The organism is Rhodococcus rhodochrous (assembly GCF_900187265.1).
GTDB lineage: Bacteria > Actinomycetota > Actinomycetes > Mycobacteriales > Mycobacteriaceae > Rhodococcus > Rhodococcus rhodochrous.
Map to the genome: position 1 here is coordinate 1,775,404 of NZ_LT906450.1, position 21,871 is coordinate 1,797,274.

General features: G+C 69.2%; 21 protein-coding genes. 12 read left to right on the forward strand and 9 right to left on the reverse strand.

Annotation, left to right across the window (positions count from 1 at the left end; all coding sequences use genetic code 11):
• Window positions 1–56 precede the first annotated feature (56 nt).
• Genes CKW34_RS08085 through pdhA form a run of 3 tightly spaced genes read right to left on the reverse strand, consistent with a single transcriptional unit; the run spans window position 57 to window position 3,490 of the window.
• The gene (locus CKW34_RS08085; RefSeq protein WP_059383674.1) at window positions 57–1,400 is read right to left on the reverse strand and encodes a dihydrolipoamide acetyltransferase family protein; all 1,344 of its coding nucleotides are present in this window, start codon (window positions 1,398–1,400) and stop codon (window positions 57–59) included.
• A 9-nt stretch (window positions 1,401–1,409) separates the two neighbouring features.
• A complete protein-coding gene (locus CKW34_RS08090) occupies window positions 1,410–2,393 on the reverse strand; it encodes an alpha-ketoacid dehydrogenase subunit beta (protein ID WP_059383675.1) in 984 nt (327 codons plus the stop codon).
• On the reverse strand, window positions 2,390–3,490 hold the full coding sequence (gene pdhA / locus CKW34_RS08095; protein ID WP_059383726.1) for a pyruvate dehydrogenase (acetyl-transferring) E1 component subunit alpha: 1,101 nt from the start codon (window positions 3,488–3,490) through the stop codon (window positions 2,390–2,392). Before pdhA ends, CKW34_RS08090 begins: the two co-directional genes overlap by 4 nt.
• A 166-nt stretch (window positions 3,491–3,656) precedes the next feature.
• On the opposite strand from pdhA, the gene CKW34_RS08100 reads away from it, so the two are divergent.
• Complete coding sequence (locus CKW34_RS08100) at window positions 3,657–4,145, forward strand: Lrp/AsnC family transcriptional regulator (RefSeq protein WP_059383676.1); 489 nt, start codon at window positions 3,657–3,659, stop codon at window positions 4,143–4,145.
• A 4-nt stretch (window positions 4,146–4,149) separates the two neighbouring features.
• Here the strand turns inward: CKW34_RS08100 and CKW34_RS08105 are convergent, their stop codons facing one another.
• Entirely contained in the window at window positions 4,150–4,623 is a 474-nt protein-coding gene (locus CKW34_RS08105; RefSeq protein WP_024103679.1) for an acyl-CoA thioesterase, read from the reverse strand.
• A gap of 182 nt (window positions 4,624–4,805) precedes the next feature.
• Here CKW34_RS08105 and CKW34_RS08110 point away from each other — a divergent pair, with 182 nt between their 5' ends.
• Entirely contained in the window at window positions 4,806–5,645 is an 840-nt protein-coding gene (locus tag CKW34_RS08110; RefSeq protein ID WP_059383677.1) for a sulfurtransferase, read from the forward strand.
• Between the two features lie 130 nt (window positions 5,646–5,775).
• The gene (locus CKW34_RS08115; RefSeq protein ID WP_059383678.1) at window positions 5,776–6,627 is read left to right on the forward strand and encodes a DUF5995 family protein; all 852 of its coding nucleotides are present in this window, start codon (window positions 5,776–5,778) and stop codon (window positions 6,625–6,627) included.
• A 28-nt stretch (window positions 6,628–6,655) separates the two neighbouring features.
• Here CKW34_RS08115 and CKW34_RS08120 read toward each other — a convergent pair whose 3' ends face one another.
• Window positions 6,656–7,474: a shikimate 5-dehydrogenase gene (locus tag CKW34_RS08120; RefSeq protein ID WP_059383727.1), complete on the reverse strand. Its 819-nt coding sequence runs from the start codon at window positions 7,472–7,474 to the stop codon at window positions 6,656–6,658.
• A gap of 92 nt (window positions 7,475–7,566) precedes the next feature.
• On the opposite strand from CKW34_RS08120, the gene CKW34_RS08125 reads away from it, so the two are divergent.
• Window positions 7,567–8,349, forward strand: a complete 783-nt coding sequence (locus tag CKW34_RS08125; RefSeq protein WP_059383679.1) for an enoyl-CoA hydratase/isomerase family protein — start codon at window positions 7,567–7,569, stop codon at window positions 8,347–8,349.
• 32 nt (window positions 8,350–8,381) lie between these two features.
• On the opposite strand, the gene CKW34_RS08130 is transcribed toward CKW34_RS08125, so the two are convergent.
• Window positions 8,382–9,053: an HNH endonuclease family protein gene (locus tag CKW34_RS08130; protein WP_059383728.1), complete on the reverse strand. Its 672-nt coding sequence runs from the start codon at window positions 9,051–9,053 to the stop codon at window positions 8,382–8,384.
• Between the two features lie 129 nt (window positions 9,054–9,182).
• Window positions 9,183–10,106, reverse strand: a complete 924-nt coding sequence (locus CKW34_RS08135) for an NADP-dependent oxidoreductase (RefSeq protein ID WP_059383680.1) — start codon at window positions 10,104–10,106, stop codon at window positions 9,183–9,185.
• Window positions 10,107–10,155: 49 nt separating this feature from the next.
• Here CKW34_RS08135 and CKW34_RS08140 point away from each other — a divergent pair, with 49 nt between their 5' ends.
• From CKW34_RS08140 to CKW34_RS08175, 8 genes are all read left to right on the forward strand, one after another.
• Window positions 10,156–12,963, forward strand: a complete 2,808-nt coding sequence (locus tag CKW34_RS08140; RefSeq protein WP_059383681.1) for a DEAD/DEAH box helicase — start codon at window positions 10,156–10,158, stop codon at window positions 12,961–12,963.
• On the forward strand, window positions 12,964–13,734 hold the full coding sequence (locus CKW34_RS08145; protein ID WP_059383682.1) for an SWIM zinc finger family protein: 771 nt from the start codon (window positions 12,964–12,966) through the stop codon (window positions 13,732–13,734).
• Window positions 13,735–13,843: 109 nt separating this feature from the next.
• On the forward strand, window positions 13,844–14,395 hold the full coding sequence (locus tag CKW34_RS08150; protein WP_059383683.1) for a DUF1360 domain-containing protein: 552 nt from the start codon (window positions 13,844–13,846) through the stop codon (window positions 14,393–14,395).
• 206 nt (window positions 14,396–14,601) lie between these two features.
• Complete coding sequence (locus CKW34_RS08155; RefSeq protein WP_059383684.1) at window positions 14,602–16,134, forward strand: CoA-acylating methylmalonate-semialdehyde dehydrogenase; 1,533 nt, start codon at window positions 14,602–14,604, stop codon at window positions 16,132–16,134.
• Between the two features lie 11 nt (window positions 16,135–16,145).
• Window positions 16,146–17,300 carry an acyl-CoA dehydrogenase family protein gene (locus tag CKW34_RS08160; RefSeq protein WP_059383685.1) on the forward strand — a complete coding sequence of 385 codons (1,155 nt, stop codon included), beginning with the start codon at window positions 16,146–16,148 and terminating at the stop codon, window positions 17,298–17,300.
• Window positions 17,297–18,361, forward strand: a complete 1,065-nt coding sequence (locus tag CKW34_RS08165) for an enoyl-CoA hydratase/isomerase family protein (RefSeq protein ID WP_059383686.1) — start codon at window positions 17,297–17,299, stop codon at window positions 18,359–18,361. Before CKW34_RS08160 ends, CKW34_RS08165 begins: the two co-directional genes overlap by 4 nt.
• The gene (gene mmsB, locus CKW34_RS08170) at window positions 18,358–19,266 is read left to right on the forward strand and encodes a 3-hydroxyisobutyrate dehydrogenase (protein WP_059383687.1); all 909 of its coding nucleotides are present in this window, start codon (window positions 18,358–18,360) and stop codon (window positions 19,264–19,266) included. Before CKW34_RS08165 ends, mmsB begins: the two co-directional genes overlap by 4 nt.
• Entirely contained in the window at window positions 19,263–20,039 is a 777-nt protein-coding gene (locus CKW34_RS08175; protein ID WP_095092015.1) for an enoyl-CoA hydratase, read from the forward strand. The genes mmsB and CKW34_RS08175 overlap by 4 nt, the downstream gene beginning before the upstream one ends.
• A gap of 77 nt (window positions 20,040–20,116) precedes the next feature.
• On the opposite strand, the gene CKW34_RS08180 is transcribed toward CKW34_RS08175, so the two are convergent.
• On the reverse strand, window positions 20,117–20,644 hold the full coding sequence (locus CKW34_RS08180; protein WP_006552564.1) for a MarR family winged helix-turn-helix transcriptional regulator: 528 nt from the start codon (window positions 20,642–20,644) through the stop codon (window positions 20,117–20,119).
• Between the two features lie 72 nt (window positions 20,645–20,716).
• Window positions 20,717–21,865, reverse strand: coding sequence for a sulfotransferase family protein (locus tag CKW34_RS08185; protein WP_059383688.1), 1,149 nt, complete (start codon window positions 21,863–21,865; stop codon window positions 20,717–20,719).
• Window positions 21,866–21,871 lie beyond the last annotated feature (6 nt).

Here is a 21,871-nt window from a genome sequence, read left to right on the forward strand (position 1 = left end):
GGCGCCCACGCGGATCACCGCGTGGGCGCCGTCGGCGTCAGGGCGGCCACGCTCACCTAGTTGTCGGCAACGAGCATGGGCACGGGATCGCCGAGGAAAGCGCCGATCGTCGCGAGTGCCCGTCCCGCCTGCTCCCCGTCGACGAGCCGATGATCGAACGACAGCGACAACGTGACCACTTTGCGGATCGCAAGAGCACCGTCCACCACCCACGGGCGATCGGAGATCGCACCGACGGCGAGGATCGCCGACTCGCCGGGATTGAGGATCGGTGTTCCCCCGTCCACCCCGAACACCCCGACGTTCGTCACCGAGACCGTCGAACCCGTCAGCTCGGACGGCGTGGAGCGACCCGTCCGCGCGCGGTCGGCGACCTCGGCGATCGACCGGGCCAGGTGCGGCAACGACAGGCGCTGGGCCTCCCGGACCACCGGGACCTTCAGGCCGTCGGAGGTCGCGGTGGCGATCCCGAGATGCACGTCGTGATGGAGCACGATCTCACCTGCGTCGTCGTCCCAGTGCGCGTTGAGCGACGGTTCGGCCGCGATCGCGTGCAACAGCGCGCGGGAGACGATGCTCAGCGCCGTCGGACGGACGCCTTCGAAGGCCGGCGACGCGCGCAGGGTCGACACCAGATCGACGGTGGCAGTCGCGTCGCACGTGAGGAAGACACTCGCGTGCGGGGCGGTGAAGGCGCTGCGGGAGACGGCCTCGGCGGTCCTCTTGCGCACCCCTCCTACGGGTATCCGCGTGGTCCTCTCGGGGGAGGGCGCACGGGCGGGTGGGCGTGATTGTCCGGCGGTGGTTTCCTCGCCGTGCCCGGCGGTGGGTTCTTCGCCGTGCCCGGCGGTGGGTTCTTCGCCGTGCCCGGCGGTGCGCCGCACGTCGTCGCGTGTGATCACCCCACCTCGGCCGGTGCCCGTCACCGTGTCAAGATCCACCTCGAGGAGGGCTGCGAGTTTGCGTGCGCCGGGCTTCGCGTCGGGTCGTGCAGGTGGGGTGTCGCCGTCGCTGTCCCGCCCGGTGTCCGCCGAGGTACGGCGGGTCGCGCGCCTGCTCTGCGGGGCGTCGCCGGGGCCGTAACCGACGAGCACCGACGGTCGGGACGGGACGCCGCTGTCACCGGTCGGTTCGGCGGGTCCGTCCTCGGTGACGATCCGCAGCAGAGGTGCCCCGACCGGCACCGTCTGCCCTGGTTCGACCAGCAGTTCCTCGACCGTGCCGGCATAGGGCGACGGCAGTTCCACCGTGGCCTTGGCGGTTTCGACCTCCCCGATGACCTGGTTGAGTTCGACGCGATCGCCGACCGCGACGGCCCACTGCACCCAGTCCGCTTCGGTGAGTCCCTCACCGAGATCCGGGAGACGGAATTCCTGTACTGCACGTGTGGGATTCGTCATCGCTGCGCCTCACGCTGCGAGTGCGCGGTCGACCGCATCGAGGATGCGATCCGGGTCGGGACGGTGATGGGATTCGAGTTTGGCCGGAGGATAGGGGATGTCGAATCCGCCGACCCGCAGGACCGGTGCCTCGAGCTGGTAGAAGCACCGCTCGGTCGTGCGGGCGGCGATCTCGGCGCCGATGCCGCAGAAGACCGGCGCCTCCTGCACGACGACGAGTCGGCCGGTCCGTCGCACCGAGGCCTCGATCGTGTCGAAGTCGATGGGGGACAGCGACCTCAGATCGACGACCTCGAGCGAATGCCCTTCCGTCTCGGCGATCTCGGCTGCGCGCAACGCCGTGCCGACCAGCGCACCGAAGGTCACGACCGTCGCGTCGGAACCGGACCGGACGACCCGCGCGGATGTGAGCGGGAGGTCGGGGGCGGTGTCCGTGTCGACCTCACCGCGTTCCCAGTAGCGGTGCTTCGGCTCGAGGAAGATCACCGGATCGTCGAGTGCGACGGCCTGCTGGATCATCCAGTACGCGTCGGACGGAGTGCTCGGGCTCACGACCCGCAGACCCGCGGTGTGGATGAAGTACACCTCCGGTGATTCCGAATGGTGTTCGACCGCACCGATGCCGCCGCCGTAGGGGATCCGGACGGTCAACGGGGCCACCACGGCACCGGCGGTGCGGTAGTGGATCTTCGCGACCTGCGAGACGATCTGGTCGAAGGCCGGGTAGACGAAGCCGTCGAACTGGATCTCGCACACGGGCCGATAGCCGCGCAGCGCCATTCCGAAGGCCGTTCCCACGATCCCGGATTCGGCGAGGGGAGTGTCGATCACGCGGCCCTCACCGAAGTCCTTCTGCAGGGTGTCGGTGATGCGGAAGACGCCGCCGAGTGTGCCGACGTCCTCGCCCATGATGACGACCTTGGGGTCGTGTTCGAGTGCGCGGCGGAGTCCGGCGTTGAGGGCGCCGCCGAGGGTCATCGTCGTGGTGGTCATCGTCGCGCCTCCTCCTCTGCGGGGCCGAAACTCGCCAGATACTCGGCGTAGTCCGCACGTTCCTGTTCGACGAGCGGATGCTCGGTGGCGTAGACGTGGTCGAACAGGGCATCGGGTTCGGGGTCGGGCATCTCGAGCGTGCCGCGCCGGAGCCGCATCGCGGCCTCGTCGGCGGCCGACCGGACCTCGTCGAAGAAGTCCTCGTCGGCGTGCCCCTCGCGTTCGAGCAGTCGGCGCAGCCGATCGATGGGATCGCGTGCCTTCCACTCCTCGAGATCGGCGGGTGTGCGGTAGCGGGTGGGGTCGTCGGAGGTCGTGTGCGGACCCATACGGTAGGTGAGGGCCTCGATGAAGAACGGGCCGGCACCCTCGCGGGCATGCCGGACGGCACGCCGGGTCACCGCCAGGACCGCGAGGACGTCGTTGCCGTCGACCTGCACGGCCGGCATCCCGAATCCGGCAGCGCGCCCTGCGAGGGGGACAGGGCTCTGCACGTGGGTGGGCGCGCTGATCGCCCAGTGGTTGTTCTGGCAGATGAACACCACGCCGACGCCCCAGCTGACGGAGAAGACCATCGCCTCCGAGATGTCGCCCTGGCTCGTGGCGCCGTCTCCGAAGTACACGACGGTGGCGATCTCGGCTCCGTCGAGCTTCGCGCCCATCGCGTAACCGGTGGCGTGCAGGCCCTGGGCTCCGACGACGATCGCGGGGTTGGTGGTGGCGACCGTCTTCGGATCCCATCCGGACAGTCCGCACCCACGCCACAGGCGTGTCATGTCGGCGGGATCGACACCGCGGCACAACGCGACGGCGTGCTCACGGTAGCTGGTGAAGACGTAGTCGTCGGGCGCGAGTGCCCGGGCGGAGCCGACCTGCGCGGCCTCCTGGCCCTGGAGCGGCGCCCAGAGGCCGAGTTCACCCTGCCGTTGGAGGGCCGTCGCCTCTGCGTCGATGCGTCGCGCGACGACCATGTCGCGGTAGAGCCCGCGCAGTTCGTCGGGGCCGACGTCGGCGACGAGTGGGCCGTACTCGGTGTCGAGGACGCGTCGCCCGTCGGGTTGGATCAACTGGACCGGATAGGCGGTCGGTACAACCATCGGATCACCTCGTCGGTGCGGATCCGGCGTGCCCTCGTGAGGCCCGACCGGATGATGTGTGCCGTACATCACATCATCCGGGCGAATCGCGCGTGCGCAATCGGTCCGCCTCCGACTGTGCAGAAAGCACGGTTTCGGGGTGCCCCGAGCTGGCAGACTGCGAAGAATGACCAGTCTGGATGCCACCGATGCGCGTCTGCTCCTCGAGCTCACACGCACACCGCGCGCCACGGGAGTCGAGCTGGCGCAGCGTCTCGGGTTGTCCCGCAACACCGTCCAGGCGCGCCTGGCCCGATGGGAGGCCGAGGGCGTGCTCGCCTCGTTCGACCGGCGCGTGGATCCCGTCAGCCTGGGCTATCCGCTCGCCGCCTACGTGGCCACCCGGGTCGATCAGCACCGTCTCGACGAGGTCGTCGACGAACTCGCGCAGATCCCCGAGGTCACCGAGGTCTACGGGCTGACCGGGCAGATCGACCTGTCGGTGAAGGTGGTCGCCCGCGACGCCGACGACCTCTACCGGCTCGCGGGCCGCATCCTGAAGATCCGCGGCGTCGAACGCACCGACATGTCGTTGGTCATGCAGGACCTCGTCCCGCAGCGCACGTCTCCGCTGCTGGCCCGGGCGGCCGGGCGCAGCGGAGACGAGACGGCGTAGAGCGTCAGCGGCCCGCGTTCGGGGTGGCCAGCTGTGCGGCGGCCTTGCGGATCTGATCGGGGATCGGGACGGGGCGGCGCGTCTGCGGGTCGACGTAGACGTGGACGAACCGGCCGGTCGCGGCGGGGATCAGGGTGTCGTCGGCCTCCCGGAAGATTGCGAGCGAATAGGTGATCGACTGTGTGCCCAGGCGTTCGACCGCCAGTCCGACCTGCAGGCGGTCGGGGAAGGACAGTTCGGCGAGATAACGGCAGGAGGTCTCGGCCACGACCCCGATCGCGTCGAGTTCGCGGATGTCGACACCGGTGGTGGAGATGAGCCACCCGTTGACCGCCGAGTCGAAGTACGAGTAGTACGTGACGTTGTTGACGTGGCCGTAATGGTCGTTGTCGGCCCAGCGCGTCTGCATGGGCCACAACACCGGGAACTGCTCCGGCTCAGGCGGGGCGGCTGGGCTCGTCGGTTGGCGGTTGCTCACGTCTCGACGATAGTGCTCTCGGCACGGCAAATCAGACCAACCCCCACGCCAATCCCGAACCGAGACGCAAAACCCTCGAATCGGACGTGTACAGGGCGTGTTCGCCGCTGGGTCGTCCCAGCGCGCGCGGCGTGTCGCCGCAAAGCCGGAACGGCATGTGCCGTTCGTGTCAGGATCGGGTCATGTCCGATACCCCCGTTCTCCTCTCCACCGTCGAACTCGCCGAGATGATCGAGCAGGGCCGGTCGCCGGTGATACTCGACGTCCGCTGGGCGCTCGGCGACAGACACGGACGGGACCGGTTCCACGAAGGGCACATCAGCGGCGCGGTCTACGTCGACCTGGACGAGGATCTCGCCGATCCGCCCGCCCCGGGGCTCGGCCGTCATCCGCTGCCCGACATCGACCGATTCCAGGCCACCGCACGCCGGTGGGGGATCGACGACGGTGCTCTGGTCGTCGCATACGACGACAGTGGTGATCTCGCCGCGGCCCGCGCCTGGTGGCTGTTGCGCTGGGCCGGGCACTCCGAGGTGCGGCTGCTCGACGGCGGACTGCAGGCGTGGATCGCCGGCGGGCACCCTCTCGCCGCAGGTCCGGGCGGCGAGAAGAAACCGGGCAACGTGACGTTGAGTCCCGGCCACATGCCCACGATCGGTCCCGACGAGGCCGCGGCCTTCGCGACCCACGGAGTCCTGCTCGATGCGCGGGCCCACGCGCGGTACTGCGGCGACGAGGAGCCGGTGGACCGCCGGGCGGGGCACATTCCCGGGGCGGTCAGCGCGCCGACCACCGAGAACCTCCGCCAGGACGGTTCGTTCCTGCCCGCGGATCAGATCGCGCACCGCTTCTCGAAGCTGGGTGTGAAGCGCACCGACGTCGCCGTGTACTGCGGATCGGGAATCAACGCCGCACACGAGATCGCCGCGCTGGAGATCGCGGGCATCGACGCCGCCCTGTATCCGGGCTCGTGGTCGCAATGGTCGGCGGATCCGAAGCGGGAGGTCGCCACCGGCAGTTGAGCGATCCGCCGGCCGATGCGCAGTTCTCGTCGACGATTCGCGAGATCGCCGACGAGAACTGCACGCCGGAGCCGGCCGCGAATGGGACACCCCGGAGTATCCCGGAGAAACGCCCGGTAAATTAACGCAAATGAAGCATTTCGCCCGAGGCCGTACGACGATCACCGTAGGTGCTGCAGTCCTGGCGACCCTGCTCGCCGCACCGACCGTATCGGCCGCGCCGGTGCCGGCCGATACGGCACCGTCCCACTGCGTATCCGCCACTCCCCAGGCCGAGATCGCCGCACTGACCGATCCCGCGGGAATCGACACCTTCGACGACGCCCGCACCCGGATCGCCGAGCTGCGCGACCTCCTCACCCGCAGCGACGACTACCGTGGCACGTTCGTCCTCGCCTTCGACGAGATCCTCGAACTCACCGGCCCGACCCTCGACTCCGGGATCTACGACGATCCCGAATGGGCGTCCGCGCTCGCCGTCGAAGTGGTGCGTCTCTACCTGGCGAATCTGCACGAGTACGTGACCGGCGGGTCGCCGGCGCCGCACTGGGCGGACGCGCTCGCGCTCACCGAACAGTGCGACCGCAGCCCCGGTCGCGTGTTGCTCGGCGCGATCGTCGCCCACCTGGTGGTCGACTTCCCGGAAGCGCTCGTGACCATCGGATCGACGCCCGAGCACACCCGCGATTTCTACACCTTCGGTGAAGCGCTCGTCGATGCTGCACCCGTGATCGCCGAGGAGTTCGAGGCGGTCTACGGCGTCGACCTCGGCCCGTTCTTCACCGGCTGGTTCGTCGGCGACCTGGTGGGCGACACCGAGACCACCACGTTCATGTTCCAGTCGGCACGAACAGCCGCGTGGGTCAACAACTTCGGTCTGCAGAACCCCGCCACGCACGACATCACCCGCCTCGAGATGAACGTCGCGGTCGACGCTGCCACCGTGGTGCTCGACGGTCTCGAGCAGGCCGGAATCGTCTGACGACGGGGTCGTCCTCGGTTCCCGCCGTTCAGGAACGGGAGTACTCCGACGCGCGGCGCACCTGCTCGCGCGTCGGAGCCACCCCCGTGTAGAGCTCGAACTGCAGCGCCGCCTGCAGCGCGATGACCTCGTCGCCCGTGATCGCCGGGATGTCGTGCTCGCGGGCGAACCGGACGAGCGGGGTGTCCGGCGGGACGGCCACGACGTCGAAGACCGTCGCCGCTGCGGCGACGAAGTCGTGGGGGAGCGGCAGGTCGCCCGATTCGGCGCCGCCCGCCATCCCGATCGGAGTGGCGTTGACGATCAGCCCAGGGGTGACCTCGCTCGTGTCGGCGCGCCATTCGTAGCCGTACTTGCGCGCGAGCGGCCGTCCGGTGTCCTCGTTGCGCGCGACGATCGTTCCGTCGGTGAATCCGTTGTGGCGCAGCGCCGCCGTCACCGCCTTCGCCATGCCCCCGCTGCCCACCACCGTGACCGGTAGGGCGGAGTCGACGCCGTGCTCGACGAGCAGATCGCTCACCGCCTGATAGTCGGTGTTGTAGGCGTGCAGGACGCCGTCGTCGTTGACGATCGTGTTCACGGACTCGATGGCCCGCGCCGAATCGTGCAGCACGTCGACGAGCGGCAGCACGGCTTCCTTGAACGGCATGGACACCCCGGCTCCGCGGATGCCCAGGCCGCGTATCCCCGCCACGGCGTCCTCGATGTTCACGGGCGCGAACGCCTTGTAGACGAAGTCGAGACCGAGTTCCTCGTAGAGGTAGTTGTGGAACCGGGTGCCGATGTTGCTGGGGCGGCCGGACATCGAGATGCACAGCCGGGTGTCCTTGGAGATGCGCTCGAGCATTTCCTCACCGTAGACCGGATGCACTCGGAAACATCGATGTTCTTGCTTGAGCATGCTGTTCTCATGATTAAGAATGAGATACTGTCCGATACATGGGAGACGATCTGGGCGCAGGCGGACTGAGATTCGAACGGGAAGGCGCGATCGGCTGGTGCATCATCGATCGGCCCGCAGCACGCAACGCATTCACCCCGGCGATGTACTACGGGATCAAACGTGCGGTGCGACTGGTCAATTCCGATCCCGACCTCGCTGCCCTCGTCATCACCGGTGTCGACGACGTCTTCGCGCCCGGCGGTGACCTCGGCGGTCGCGCCGAACCCGGCGACGATCTGCCCGAGGGCCTCTCGGGAGTGGACGTCGTCCCGTTCCTGACCATCCGCGACAGTCGCGCCCCCGTCATCTCCGCCGTCAACGGCATCTGCCAGGCCGGGGGACTGCTGGTCGCGATGATGTCCGACATCGCCGTCGCCAGCGAACGCGCGACCTTCCGTGTCCCCGAACTCCTCCGGGGCATCCCCGACGCGACCTTCGCCGCAGCACTACCCGCGCACGTCGGTCTCGCCGCCGCCCGCGACCTGCTGTTGTCGGCGCGGGTCTTCGACGCCCACGAGGCGCAGCGCCTGGGAGTCATCTCCCGCGTCGTCCCGCACGAGCAACTGCGCGAGGCCGCCCTCGAAGCCGCGCGGCAGGTCCTGCGGACCGCGCCGATCGCGCGTGCCCAGGTCAAGCGCATGCTCAACGAGCGCTACGGGCAGTTCGACTACCAGACGATGTTCGGGGCACTCGAGACCTCGCCCGAACCCCGCGAGGGGATGCGGGCCTTCATGGAGAAGCGCGAGCCCGACTGGATCCCGCGCAACCTTCCCGCCTGAGCGGCAACACGGGCACGCTCCCCGCGACGGCATCACGGGCACGACTCCGCCGCGCCCAGCAGGGCACGGTGGTCGTCGACCGTGATCGGCAACGCGTAACGCACCGCCACGGTCAGGTACCGGCCGGCGAACCAGCAGCGGTAACCCGGAGCCGGGGGCAACCACTGCGCCGGCGTGCCGTCGCGCTTGTCGAGGTTCGCCTGCCCGTCGACGGCGACGAGGTTGTAGATGATGTCGTTCGCGAACCGGCGCCGCCGTTCGGCAGGCCATGCGGAGGCACCGAGATCCCAGGCCGCGGCGAGTGGATAGATGTGATCGATGTGCACGGCGTTCGCCGCGGCGCGCCGGAACTCCACGCGCGCCCCGGTATACGGATCGTTGAGGACCCCGCTCGTCACGACGCAGTCGTCGGTGCCGGCCCGGAAGGTGGGGGAGGAGAGGTCGCGCGCGAGGACGTTGTTGCGGGTGTCGCACCCGTCGTGCCCACCGGCGCCGGGGTGGTCGTCGGACCAGGCCGGACCGAACACACATCGCTCGCCCGCGCCGCAGCCCCGCTGATAGCCGGGCACCTTCCGGCGCTCCTCGACCACCGTCACCTGCTCGAGCAGGGCATGCACCTCGGCTCGGGCGGGGCTGCCCGGCACCGTCCCGGATCCCGGCGCGGTGCGGTCCCACAACCACGACACCGCCACCGCGACCAGCACTGCCGCCACCCACCATGTCGCGTTCCCCCCACGCACGCGGCGATCCTGACATGCCCGGCCGACACGATGCTGCCGACAGGACCCTCGGGGCGGAGCGATCCGGAGTGAGGCGATTCGGAGTGAGGCGATTCAGGGGAGCGTGACGACGATCTTCCCGCCGGCGTGCCCGGACTCGACGAGTTCCAGGGCGGCCCCGGCTTCGGCGAGCGGGAAGGTCCGCTCGATGCGCGGCGCGAGGACACCCCGCTCGACGAACGCCGCGACCCGCTCGAACACCTCCCGGGTCCGTCGCCGCGTGATGCCCGAACCGCCCAGCTTCTCCGCGCGGGCCGGATCGGCGACACTCACGACCCGTTCCGGCGCCCGCGTCAGCGCGACCGCCCGTTCGAGCACGTCGCCACCCACGAGGTCGACGACCGCGGTCACCGCCCCGCACCGCTCGGTGATGGCCGCGACCCGCGCGTCGAATCCGTCACCGGACTCGATCCACAGTCCGCCGCACGATTCGACGAGTTCCCGTTTGCCCGCGCTCGCCACGCCGAGCACGGCGGCACCCGCGGCGTGCGCGAGTTGCGTCGTTGCCGACCCGACACCACCACCGGCCCCCAGGACAAGGACGGTGTCCGCATCGACGATCTCGAGGTGCTCGACGATGTCGAAGGCCGTTCCGGACGCGACCGGGAGGGTGGCCGCAACCTCGAACGGCACGGAGTCGGGCTTGTGCGCGGCAGCCCGCGCGTCGACGAGGGTGTACTCGGCGTAGCCGCCGTAGCCCTCCGCGGTGGCTCCGAAGACGGCATCGCCCGGCCGGAAGCGGGTGTCCGGACCGACGGCCTCCACCACACCCGAGACCTCCCGGCCGAGCACCGCCGGGAAGTGCACCGTGACGCTGCCCGTGCGCCGTCCGGACCGCACCTTCCAGTCGGCGGGATTCACGCCCGCGGCCCGGACCGCCACGAGGAGCTGCCCCGGACCGGGTGAGGGGACGGGGGTGTCGAACAGCTGCTGTGTCTCCGGACCGCCGTACTCCACGAAGCCGTATGCGCGTGCCATGGGACCCAGCCTGCCATCGGGGTCGGGTGCAGCTGGCACGATAGTGGGCATGTTGCACGGGCTGTGGTCACCGGGATCCGGCCTGATGCTGTGGTGGGACCCCGCCGCAGAGCCCGATCCCGACGCGCTGCCGTCTGCGCTGCGCCGGTGGATCGACCGCCCGTTCCGCCATCGCGTCACCCTCACCCTCCCCACGGACACCGAGCCGAGCACGCTGCCCGCCGTCGCGGTCGCACCGGCGGACGCAGCCGAGCTCCTGCTCGACATGCCGCGCCGTCCCGGGGGCGTCGGCGGCGACCTGCGATATCTCGCGCACGTCGCCCGCGGCATCGAGAGGTGGGCGCAGGCCGGCCGCGTCGCACCGGAACTCGTGCGTGTCGAGAAGCAGTGGTGGGCGCGGTGGCGCCTGCTCGGTGGTGAGAAGACGCGGGCGTGGTCCGCCGAACTCGCGGCGGCGATGTCGCCTGCGCAGCGACAGCTCGGACGACCCGTCGAGCTCCTCGACGATCTGTGCCGCGAACTGACCGATCCGATCGTGCGCACCCTCCACGGCTCGTCGACCTCGCTGCACCCGCTCGTCGCCGCACTGGCCGAGTGCAGCCCCCACCCCCGCGGGACCCAGCGCATGGCCGACGCGCTCGAGGAATGGCGTGCCAGCCTCGCCGGATACGAACCCGACCTCGTGCTGCGCCTCGTCGAGCCGGACGACGCCGACGACGCGGTCGGAGCCGACTCCGTCTGGCGGCTCGAGGTGTGCCTGCGTCCGGAGGGACAGTCCCCGACGCCGCTGCCCGTCGAGGACACCGACCCTCATCTGCTCCAGATCGGCGTGCGCAAGCTCGGGATCGCACTCCAGGCCTATCCCCGTCTGCAGGACGTGCCCCGCGACCCCGACAGTCTCGACCTGCTGCTGCCCACCCCGGTCGTCGTCGACCTCGTCGAGCACGGCGCCCGCGAACTCGAGGCCGCGGGCATCGCCGTGTTGCTGCCGCGTGCTTGGACCCGGGTCGATCCGTCCCTGCGTCTGCAGGTCGACTCGCCCGTCGCCCCCGTGAGCGCCGACGACAGCGTCGTCGGGATGAGCGCGATCGTCTCGTACGAATGGCAGCTCGCCGTCGGCGACATGCTGCTCACCCAGTCGGAGATGGAAGAGCTCGTCGCGGCCAACAGCGACCTGGTCAAGCTGCGCGGCAAGTGGGTCCGGGCCGACTCCGAGGCGCTGGCCCGCGCGGCCCGGTACGTCACGGCGCATTCCGCCGAGGATGCGACCCTCGGGTCGTTGTTCGCCCAGTTCACCGGCGACGATGCGCCGCCCGCGGAGGTCACCGAGATCTCCGCGTCCGGCTGGGTCGAGATGCTGCTCGACGGGCAGGCCCACCCCGAGTCCGTCCCCGTGCCGGCGGGACTGAACGCCGAACTGCGTCCCTACCAGCAGCGCGGCCTCGACTGGCTCGCGTTCATGAGCCGGCTCGGCCTCGGCGCCGTGCTCGCCGACGACATGGGCCTGGGCAAGACCATCCAGGTCCTCGCGCTGCTCGCCCACGAACGCGAGTCGGGGCTGCGGAAGGCGCCGACACTGCTCGTCTGCCCGATGTCCGTGGTGGGCAACTGGCAGCGCGAGGCCGAACGGTTCGTGCCCGACCTGCGGGTGCACGTCCACCACGGTGCCCAGCGGCTGAGCGGGCCGGCACTCGCCGCCGCTGCGGCCGACCACGATCTCGTGGTGACGACCTACGCCATCGCCGCCCGGGACGTCGCGCAGCTTGCGACCCTGACCTGGCAACGCGTGGTCCTCGACGAGGCCCAGCACGTGAAGAACACCGCGACGGCGCAGTCCCGTGCCACGCGCGCCGTGCCCGCCGCGCACCGGATCGCGCTCACCGGTACACCGGTGGAGAACCGTCTCGAGGAACTGCGCGCGATCCTGGACTTCGCGAATCCGTCCCTGCTCGGCAGTGCGGCATCCTTCCGTGCCCGGTTCGCGGTGCCGATCGAGCGCGACCACGACGCCGTCGCCGCGGCGCGGTTGCGGGCACTGTCCGCACCGTTCGTGATGCGCCGCGTCAAGACCGATCCCGACGTGATCTCCGATCTGCCCGAGAAGTTCGAGCAGACCGTGCGCGCCAACCTCACGGCCGAGCAGGCCGCCCTCTACCGGGCCGTGGTGGACGACATGATGCGCCGGATCCGCGACAAGGAGGGCATGGCCCGCAAGGGTGCGGTGCTCGCGGCGCTGACCCGGCTCAAGCAGGTGTGCAACCATCCGGCGCACTATCTGAGCGACGGCTCGCCCGTCCTGCGTCGCGGACGGCACCGCTCGGGCAAGCTCGGTCTGGTCGAGGACATCGTCGAGTCGGTACTGGCCGACGGCGAGAAGGTGTTGCTGTTCACGCAGTTCCGCGAGTTCGGTGAGCTCGTCGTCCCCTATCTCGAGGAGCGGTTCGCGACGACGGTGCCCTTCCTGCACGGGGGAGTGTCCAAGAGCCGTCGCGACGCGATGGTCGCCGGCTTCCAGGGAGAGGGCGGCCCGCCGATCATGGTGCTCTCGCTCAAGGCGGGCGGTACCGGACTGAACCTCACCGCCGCCAACCACGTCGTGCATCTCGACCGATGGTGGAATCCGGCGGTGGAGAACCAGGCCACCGACCGCGCGTTCCGGATCGGGCAGCGTCGCGACGTCCAGGTCCGAAAGCTCGTCTGTGTCGGAACGGTGGAGGAGCGTATCGACGAGATGCTCACCGGTAAGCAGGAACTGGCCGAGATCGTGGTCGGGGCGGGGGAGAACTGGATCACCGAGTTGTCCACCGACCAGCTGCAGAGCCTGCTCACGCTCGGCGACGACGCGGTGGGGGACTAGATGGCACGGGGCAACGTACGCCGCTACGGCACGGCCCGCCGGATCGACGGTGGCATCGAGGCGCGCACCAAGCGGGGCGCGATCGGCCGAAGCTGGTGGTCGAAGGAACTGATCTCGGCGATGGAGGAGGTCGCCGAGAAGGGGCGACTGACGCGGGGCCGTGCCTACGCGCGCGCCGGTCAGGTGATCTCCATGCGACTCGAACCCGGTGCGGCCGTCGGCGAGGTGCAGGGCAGCCAGCTCACACCGTTCACCTCGGCGGTGCGGGTGCGGACGCTCGACGAGGACGCGGTGGGTGAACTCGTGTCGCTGGTCCGCTCGTCGCCGGGCATGCTGGCGCGACTCGCGGCGGGCATCCTCCCCGAAGAGCTGGGATCCTCCCTGCTGCCGCGACGCGCGGGTGAACTCGATTTCGACTGCACGTGCCCCGACGACTCGTGGCCCTGCAAGCACGCTGCGGCCGTTGCCTACCTGCTCGCAGAACACGTCGACGACCAGCCGCTCGCGGTCCTGACCCTGCGCGGACTGGACCTCGCGACGCTGATCGGGGGTGTCGACGAAGCGGATGCCGACGACGACGCGGCCGCGTCGCAGGACTTCTACGGTGACGACACCGAGTTGCCCGAGTTGCCCGCGGAGCGGTTCCGCCCGGCCCTCGATGACCTCGATCCGATGCTGCTGCGCCGCGCCTTGCGGGCCGGTGGAACCGACGAAGCCGTGGTGATCCGCGGGATCACCGACCTCGAGGATCTCTACCGCCGCATGCGCTGACCGCGATCGGACGCCGGTGGTTGTGCCGTCCGCACCCGGGGTATGCCGCCCGATGAAGGTGACGGCTCCGGTCGCGCCGCCGACAGCACATGCCACGAGTGGAGGATTCATGCGGACACCGGAAGCACCGTCGACAGCGCGAGAGAACGCCGAACGTGCGGTCGATGCGGTCCAGGACGAGGCCGACACCTATCGGAACGGGGAGGATCGCCCCCTCGGCGGATATGCGGTGCTCATGTCCGTCTACCTCACCACCGTCGGCACGCTCGGTGCCGTCGCGGCCAGGCGCGGGCGGGCGATGCCGAGGCCCGATGCCGGGGATCTCGTGGTCACCGCGCTCGCGAGCCACAAGATCTCCCGGATCGTGAGCAAGGCGGCGGTGACCAGCCCGGTGCGGGCACCGTTCACGAAGTTCGACGGCCCCGGTGGTCCGGCCGAGGTGATGGAGCAGCCGCGCAAGTCGTCGCGGGTCCGTCACGCGGTCGGGGAACTGCTTGCGTGCCCCTTCTGCCTCGACCTGTGGACGGTGACGGCGCTGGTCTTCGGCCGTGTCTACGCTCCGAATCTCACACGTCTGGTGGCGGGTTCGTTCGCGGCGCTGACCGGAGCCGACTTCCTGCACCTTGCGTACGCGAAGGCGCAGCAGATGGCCGAGGGCTGATCTCGACCCTCGGGTATCGACCCGGGTGCACGGACCCCTCACGCGACGATCGTTCGTGAGGGGTGCCGGCCGATCCGGTCCGGTGTGACGGTAGACATACGTGGACTTCCAACTATAGGATGAGCGAAGACTTCGGGCCTTCGCCCGTTCGCGCCGAAAATCGCACATCCCACGTCATCGCACACCAGTAAAGGACGGGATCGGACATGAGCGTTCGAGAATTGACCCACTTCGTCGGCGGACAGCACGTCGCCGGCACCTCCGGCCGCTTCGCCGACGTCTTCGCCCCCAACACCGGAGAGGTCCAGGCCCGCGTGCCGCTCGCGGCCGACTCCGAGGTCGACGCCGTCATCGCCAACGCCGCCGAGGCGCAGAAGGTGTGGGCGTCCTGGAATCCTCAGAAGCGCGTGCGCGTCCTCATGAAGTTCGTGCACCTCGTGCAGGAGAACATGGACGAACTCGCCCACCTGCTGTCGAGCGAGCACGGCAAGACCGTCCCCGACGCGAAGGGCGACATCCAGCGCGGCCTCGAGGTGATCGAGGTCGCCATCGGCGCCCCGCACCTCCTCAAGGGTGAGTACACCGAGTCCGCAGGCGGCGGCATCGACGTCTACTCGATGCGTCAGCCCCTCGGTGTCGTCGCCGGGATCACCCCGTTCAACTTCCCGGCCATGATCCCGCTGTGGAAGGCCGGTCCTGCCCTCGCCGCCGGAAATGCATTCGTGCTCAAGCCTTCCGAGCGCGACCCCTCCGTGCCGCTCCGCCTGGCCGAGCTCTTCCTCGAGGCCGGCCTGCCCGCCGGTGTGTTCAACGTCGTCAACGGCGACAAGAGCGCCGTCGATTACCTGCTGAACGACCCGCGCATCAAGGCGATCGGCTTCGTCGGCTCGACCCCCATCGCGCAGTACATCTACGAGACGGCCGCGAAGAACGGCAAGCGCGCACAGTGCTTCGGTGGTGCGAAGAACCACGCGATCATCATGCCCGATGCCGACCTCGACCAGGTCGCGGACGCACTCGTCGGCGCCGCCTACGGCTCGGCCGGTGAGCGCTGCATGGCGCTGTCCGTCGCCGTCCCCGTCGGCGAGGAGACCGCGGACCGGCTCGTCGCCAAGCTCACCGAGCGCATCGCCGAACTGCGTATCGGCACCAGCTTCGACGAGAAGGCCGACTTCGGTCCGCTCGTGACCGCCGCCGCCCGCGACCGCGTGCACGGCTACATCGCCCAGGGCGTCGAGGAAGGCGCCGAGCTGGTCGTCGACGGCCGCGACTTCGTCCTCGAAGGACACGAGAACGGCTTCTTCTCCGGCGCCACCCTGTTCGACAAGGTCACCCCCGAGATGTCCATCTACAAGGAGGAGATCTTCGGCCCCGTGCTCACCGTGGTGCGTGCGCGCGACTACGAGGATGCCCTGCGCCTGCCGACCGAGCACGAGTACGGCAACGGCGTCGCGATCTTCACCCGCGACGGCGACACCGCCCGCGACTTCGCCGCCCGCGTCGAGGTCGGCATGGTCGGCATCAACGTCCCGATCCCCGTCCCGATCGCGTACTACACCTTCGGCGGCTGGAAGGCCTCCGGCTTCGGCGACCTCAACCAGCACGGCCCCGACGCCTTCCGCTTCTACACCAAGACCAAGACGGTCACGCAGCGCTGGCCGTCCGGTGTCAAGGAAGGCGACATCGAGGGTGCGCACGTGACCGACACCGACCACTTCGTCATCCCGACGATGAACTAGGCGGTCCATCGATGTTCGTTCTCTCCGACGACGACCGGGCGATCCGCGACACCGCCCGCGACTTCGCCACCGAGTATCTGGCCCCGAACGCGGTCGAATGGGACCAGAGCAAGCACTTCCCCGTGGACGTGCTGCGCAAGGCCGCCGAACTGGGCATGGGCGGGATCTACGTCCGCGAGGACGTGGGCGGATCGGGGCTGCGACGCCTCGACTCCGTCCGCATCTTCGAGGAACTCGCCAAGGGCTGCCCGTCCATCGCCGCGTACATCTCCATCCACAACATGGTCACGTGGATGATCGACAAGTTCGGCAACGACGATCAGCGCAAGCAGTGGATCCCGAAGCTCTGCACGATGGAGCACCTCGCGAGCTACTGCCTCACCGAGCCCGGAGCCGGATCCGACGCAGCGGCCCTGAGCACCAAGGCCGTTCGTGACGGTGACGAGTTCGTGCTCACCGGGGTCAAGCAGTTCATCTCCGGGGCCGGCACGTCCGACGTCTACGTGGTCATGGCCCGCACCGGCGACACCGGCGCCCGCGGCATCTCGGCGTTCATCGTCCCGAAGGACACCCCCGGGCTGTCCTTCGGTGCCAACGAGAAGAAGATGGGCTGGAACGCGCAGCCCACCCGCCAGGTCATCCTCGACGGTGCACGCGTGCCCGCCGAGAACCTCCTCGGCACCGAGGGCGGCGGCTTCCGGATCGCCATGCACGGCCTGAACGGCGGCCGCATCAACATCGCCGCGTGCTCGGTGGGTGGCGGCCAGACCGCTCTCGACCGGGCGGTCGCCTACCTCGCCGAGCGCAAGGCCTTCGGCGAGCGGCTGCTCGACTCGCAGGCGCTGCAGTTCCGCCTCGCCGACATGCGGATCGAACTCGAGGCCGCGCGCACGATGCTGTGGCGTGCCGCCGACGCGCTCGACCGCGGCGCCGACGACGTCGTGGAGCTGTGCGCGATGGCCAAGCGCTTCGCCACCGACACCGGTTTCGAGGTCGCGAACGAGGCGCTGCAGTTGCACGGCGGATACGGTTACCTTGCCGAGTACGGGATCGAGAAGATCGTGCGCGACCTGCGCGTGCATCAGATCCTGGAAGGAACCAACGAGATCATGCGGGTGGTCGTCGCGCGGAGCGTGGTGGCCGCAGCGCAGAACGGAGCGGCATGACCGGGCAGGAACCCGAGATCCTCATCGACGTGAAGGACGGCATCGGCCGTATCACGCTCAACCGGCCCAAGGCCATCAACGCCCTCAACCACGCCATGGTCCTCGAGATGTCGAAGGCCCTGAGCGCGTGGGAGAACGACGATTCGGTGCGTGCCGTGCTGGTGCGCGGTGCCGGTGAGCGCGGCCTGTGCGCCGGCGGCGACATCGTCTCGATCTACCACGACGCCAAGGATGGCGGCACGGGTTCGCAGGACTTCTGGCGCGACGAGTACATCCTCAACGCCGCCATCGGTCGCTACCCGAAGCCGTACATCGCGATCATGGACGGCATCGTCATGGGTGGCGGCGTCGGGATCTCGGCGCACGGCAACGTCCGGATCGTCACCGAACGCTCGAGCATCGCGATGCCCGAGACCGGAATCGGATTCGTTCCCGACGTCGGCGGCACCTACCTGCTCTCGCGCACGCCCGGTGAGATCGGCACGCACATCGCGCTGACCACCGGACGGATGAAGGCCGGCGACGCCATCGCTCTGGGCTTCGCCGACCACTACCTGCCGTCCGAGTCGCTCGACAAGTTCGTCGCCGCACTCGAATCCGGCTCGCTCGAGGACGCACTCGCCGAATACTCGCAGCCCGCACCGGAATCGGCACTGCTCGCGCAGCGCGAATGGATCGACGCGGCGTACTCCGCCGACACCGTCGAGGAGATCGTCGAACGCCTCCGGGCGTCCGATGTTCCGGAGGCGCGTGAGACCGCCGATCAGGTGCTCGCGAAATCGCCTGTCGCGCTGAAGGTGACCCTCCGGTCGCTGCGTCACGCCCGGCAGCTCGGCAGCCTCGAAGAGGTGCTGAACGAGGAATTCCGGGTCTCGACCGCCTCGCTGAAGTCGCACGACCTCGTCGAGGGCATCCGCGCACAGGTCGTCGACAAGGACCGCAACCCGCAGTGGTCGCCGGCGACCCTCGCCGATGTCACCGAGGCCGACGTCGACGCCTACTTCCAGCCGCTCGGCGATCTCGAACTCGGGCTCGCCGCTCCCAAGGAGAACGACCGATGAGTGAACTTCCCACCGTCGCCTTCCTCGGCCTCGGACACATGGGCGGGCCGATGGCCGCGAACCTCGTCCGCGCCGGGTACACCGTCAACGGCTACGACCCCGTTCCCGCTGCGCAGGAAGAAGCCACGAAGAACGGCATCACCGTCGCCGAGGCCGCGACCGACGCGGTGCGCGGCGCCCAGGTCGTGATCACCATGCTGCCCAACGGCAAGCTCGTCCTCGACCTGTACGACGAGATCCTGCCCGCGGCCGAGCCGAACACGCTGTTCGTCGACAGCTCGACCATCGACGTCGCCGACGCCCGCGCGGCGGCGGAGAAGGCACGCACGGCCGGTCACCGTGCCGTCGACGCCCCGGTCTCCGGTGGTGTCGCCGGTGCCGCCGCAGGCACTCTCGCGTTCATGGTCGGCGGCAGCGAGGACGACTTCGCCACCGCGAAGCCGCTGCTCGAGGCCATGGGACGCAAGATCGTCCACTGCGGCGGGTCGGGCAACGGCCAGGCCGCGAAGATCTGCAACAACATGATCCTGGGCATCTCGATGATCGCGATCAGCGAGGCGTTCGTCCTCGGCGAGAAGCTGGGCCTCGACAACCAGGCACTGTTCGACGTCGCGTCCAACGCGTCCGGCCAGTGCTGGGCGCTGACGAGCAACTGCCCGGTCCCGGGCCCCGTCCCGACCACCCCCGCGAACAACGACTATCAGCCGGGCTTCGCGGCCGCGCTCATGGACAAGGATCTCGGACTGGCCGCGAACGCGGTGCGGGCCAACGGTGTCGAGGCCGAACTCGGACTGCGTGCAGCCGAGCTCTACCATCGTTTCAACACCGAGGGTGGTGGAGGACTCGACTTCTCCGCCATCATCACCGACATCCGAGACCGCTCGACCGCGAAGGACAGCCAGTGACCGATTTCGAGACCATTCTGCTCGACCGCAAGGGCCGCGTCGGCATCGTCACCCTCAACCGGCCGAAGGCGCTCAACGCCCTCAACAGCCAGTTGATGCGTGAGGTCGTCGCCGCCGTCGAGGAACTCGACGCGGACGGCGAGATCGGTGCGATCCTGCTCACGGGCTCGGAGAAGGCGTTCGCCGCCGGCGCCGACATCAAGGAGATGGCGCCGAAGACCTTCGCCGAGGTCTACGCGGAAGACCTGTTCTCGCAGTGGGATCGGCTCTCGTCCGTGCGCAAGCCGATCGTCGCCGCGGTGTCGGGCTACGCGCTCGGTGGCGGTTGCGAGCTGGCGATGCTGTGTGACTTCATCATCGCGTCCGACACCGCCAAGTTCGGTCAGCCCGAGATCAAGCTCGGCGTCATCCCCGGCATCGGTGGATCGCAGCGCCTGACCCGCGCCGTGGGCAAGGCCAAGGCCATGGACATGTGCCTGACCGGCCGCAACATGGACGCCGAGGAGGCCGAGCGCGCCGGACTCGTCTCGCGCATCGTCCCCGCAGCGGAACTGTTCGACGTGGCGCTCGAGACGGCGACCGCCATCGCGTCGATGTCGCTGCCGGTCGCGATCATGGCGAAGGAAGCCGTCAACCGGTCCTTCGAGACGACGCTGGCCGAGGGCGTGAAGTTCGAGCGCCGCGTGTTCCATTCGACGTTCGCCACCGCCGACCAGAAGGAAGGCATGGCGGCCTTCGTCGAGAAGCGCACGCCGGAGTTCAAGCACGCCTGACCCGCACTACCCGTACACGACGAAGGGCCGCCCCGAACGGGGCGGCCCTTCGTCGTATGTCGGCCGTCTCTCGTGCCTCACCACTTGGAAGGCGCACCGCCGGTGTCGAAGTCGCCGGCGTCGTGCCGCATCGTCGCGATGATGCGCAGCAGTGTGTCGATGTGCTCCTCGGGGATACCCGGCCGGGCGAAGACCTCCGTGTTGAGCTTCTCGGTCGCCTGGATCGCCAATGCCCGTCCCTCGTCGGTGAGTTCGATGAGAGTGGCCCGTCGATCGCTCGGATGCGGGGTACGCCGGACCAGTCCGGCTTTCTCGAGCCGGTCGACGGCGTTGGTGACACTGGTGGGGTGCACCTGCAGGCGCGCACTGGCCTTCGCCATCGGCAACGCTCCCGACCTGGTGAAATGCAGCAGCGTGAGGAGTTCGTAGCGGGCGAAGGTCAGGCCGAAGGGCTTGAGCACCTCCTCGACCCGCGCCATCATGATCTGCTGTGCCCGCATCACCGAGGTGACCGCGGCCATGCCGTCGGCGACTTCGCCCCAGCCGTGGGCGGTCCACTGGCGGTGGGCTTCGGCGATGGGGTCGAGGGGGAGTGGTGCGGGCATGCCTCCATCATCCCACGGACGAACGCGCAGGTAGCCAGGGCACACCGGTTTCCGGTGCCTTTCCTGCCGGGTTCAGCGGTACGCGTAGTCGCGGAAACGCTCGTCGACCTCGCCCACACTCAACCCGAACTCCTCGAGCGTGTACCGGTGCGCGGGTTTCCTTGCCCCGCTGCGGCTTTCTTCGTGCAGGTCGGCCATTGCGCGTTCGGCCTCCGCGGTGAACGGCAGACCGAACCGGTCGTACAGGCCGCCGACGGTGCCGAGCGGATCGGCGACGAAATCCCGGTAGTCCACGTCGACGAATCGGGCGGGATCGTGCCGGCGGCGCACCTCGGTGAAATGATCGAAACCTCGTGCCCAGAGGTCGAGCTGGCTGCGCCCGATCGTCTCACCGACGAACGCGTCGGACCATCCCTCGGTGGCCTGTGCCGCGAGGCTGCACACCGACGGGATCACGGTGCGCGGATCTCGATGGGTGACGACGACGAGCGCGTCCGGATACACCGTGAGCAGTTCGTCCAGTGCGAACAGATGACTGGGATTCTTGAGCACCCACCGCTTGTCGGCGTCCGGCAGTCCGATGAGCTGCAGGTTCCTCCGGTGCCGGGCATAGGCCGCGGTCCAGTCCTGCTCCGCGAGCCACTGCGAATAGGTGGGCAGGTGGGCCAGGCACTCGTAGGAGATCGAGCGGAACGACTGGCGCAGCAACTGCCAGCATTCCTCGACCTCGGCGGCCGACATGTAGTGCACACCCATGAATTCGGGATGCTCGACGTGGTGCTGTGCGAATCCGGCCTCGATCCCGGCGAAGACGGGGTTCTCCGCCCAGGTCTCGCGAGGAGGTCGCGGTTGCGGCATCTCGGTCAGCCACATCTCGAGCCCCTGATGGGCGGGATCCGCGGCGAGCAGGCGGTGCAGTGCCGTCGTGCCGGTGCGGGGCAGGCCGGTGACGAAGATCGGCCGGGTGATCGGGACGTCGGCGTGCTCGGGATGGGCGGCCCAGGCCGATTCCGAGAGCAACCGCGCGACGAGGGCGCCGCGCAGGAAGACCCGTGACATCTTGCTGCCGAGCGGGGTGAGTTTCTCGTCCCGTGCATACGATTCGAGTAGGACCTCGAGCCCGTCACGGTAGTCGTCGTCGCCGAAATCGGTCAGGCCCGTCAGGCGGGTCGCGGAGGCGTGCAGATCCTCGACGGTGCCGACGGTGGTGCGTTCGCTCATGTGCTG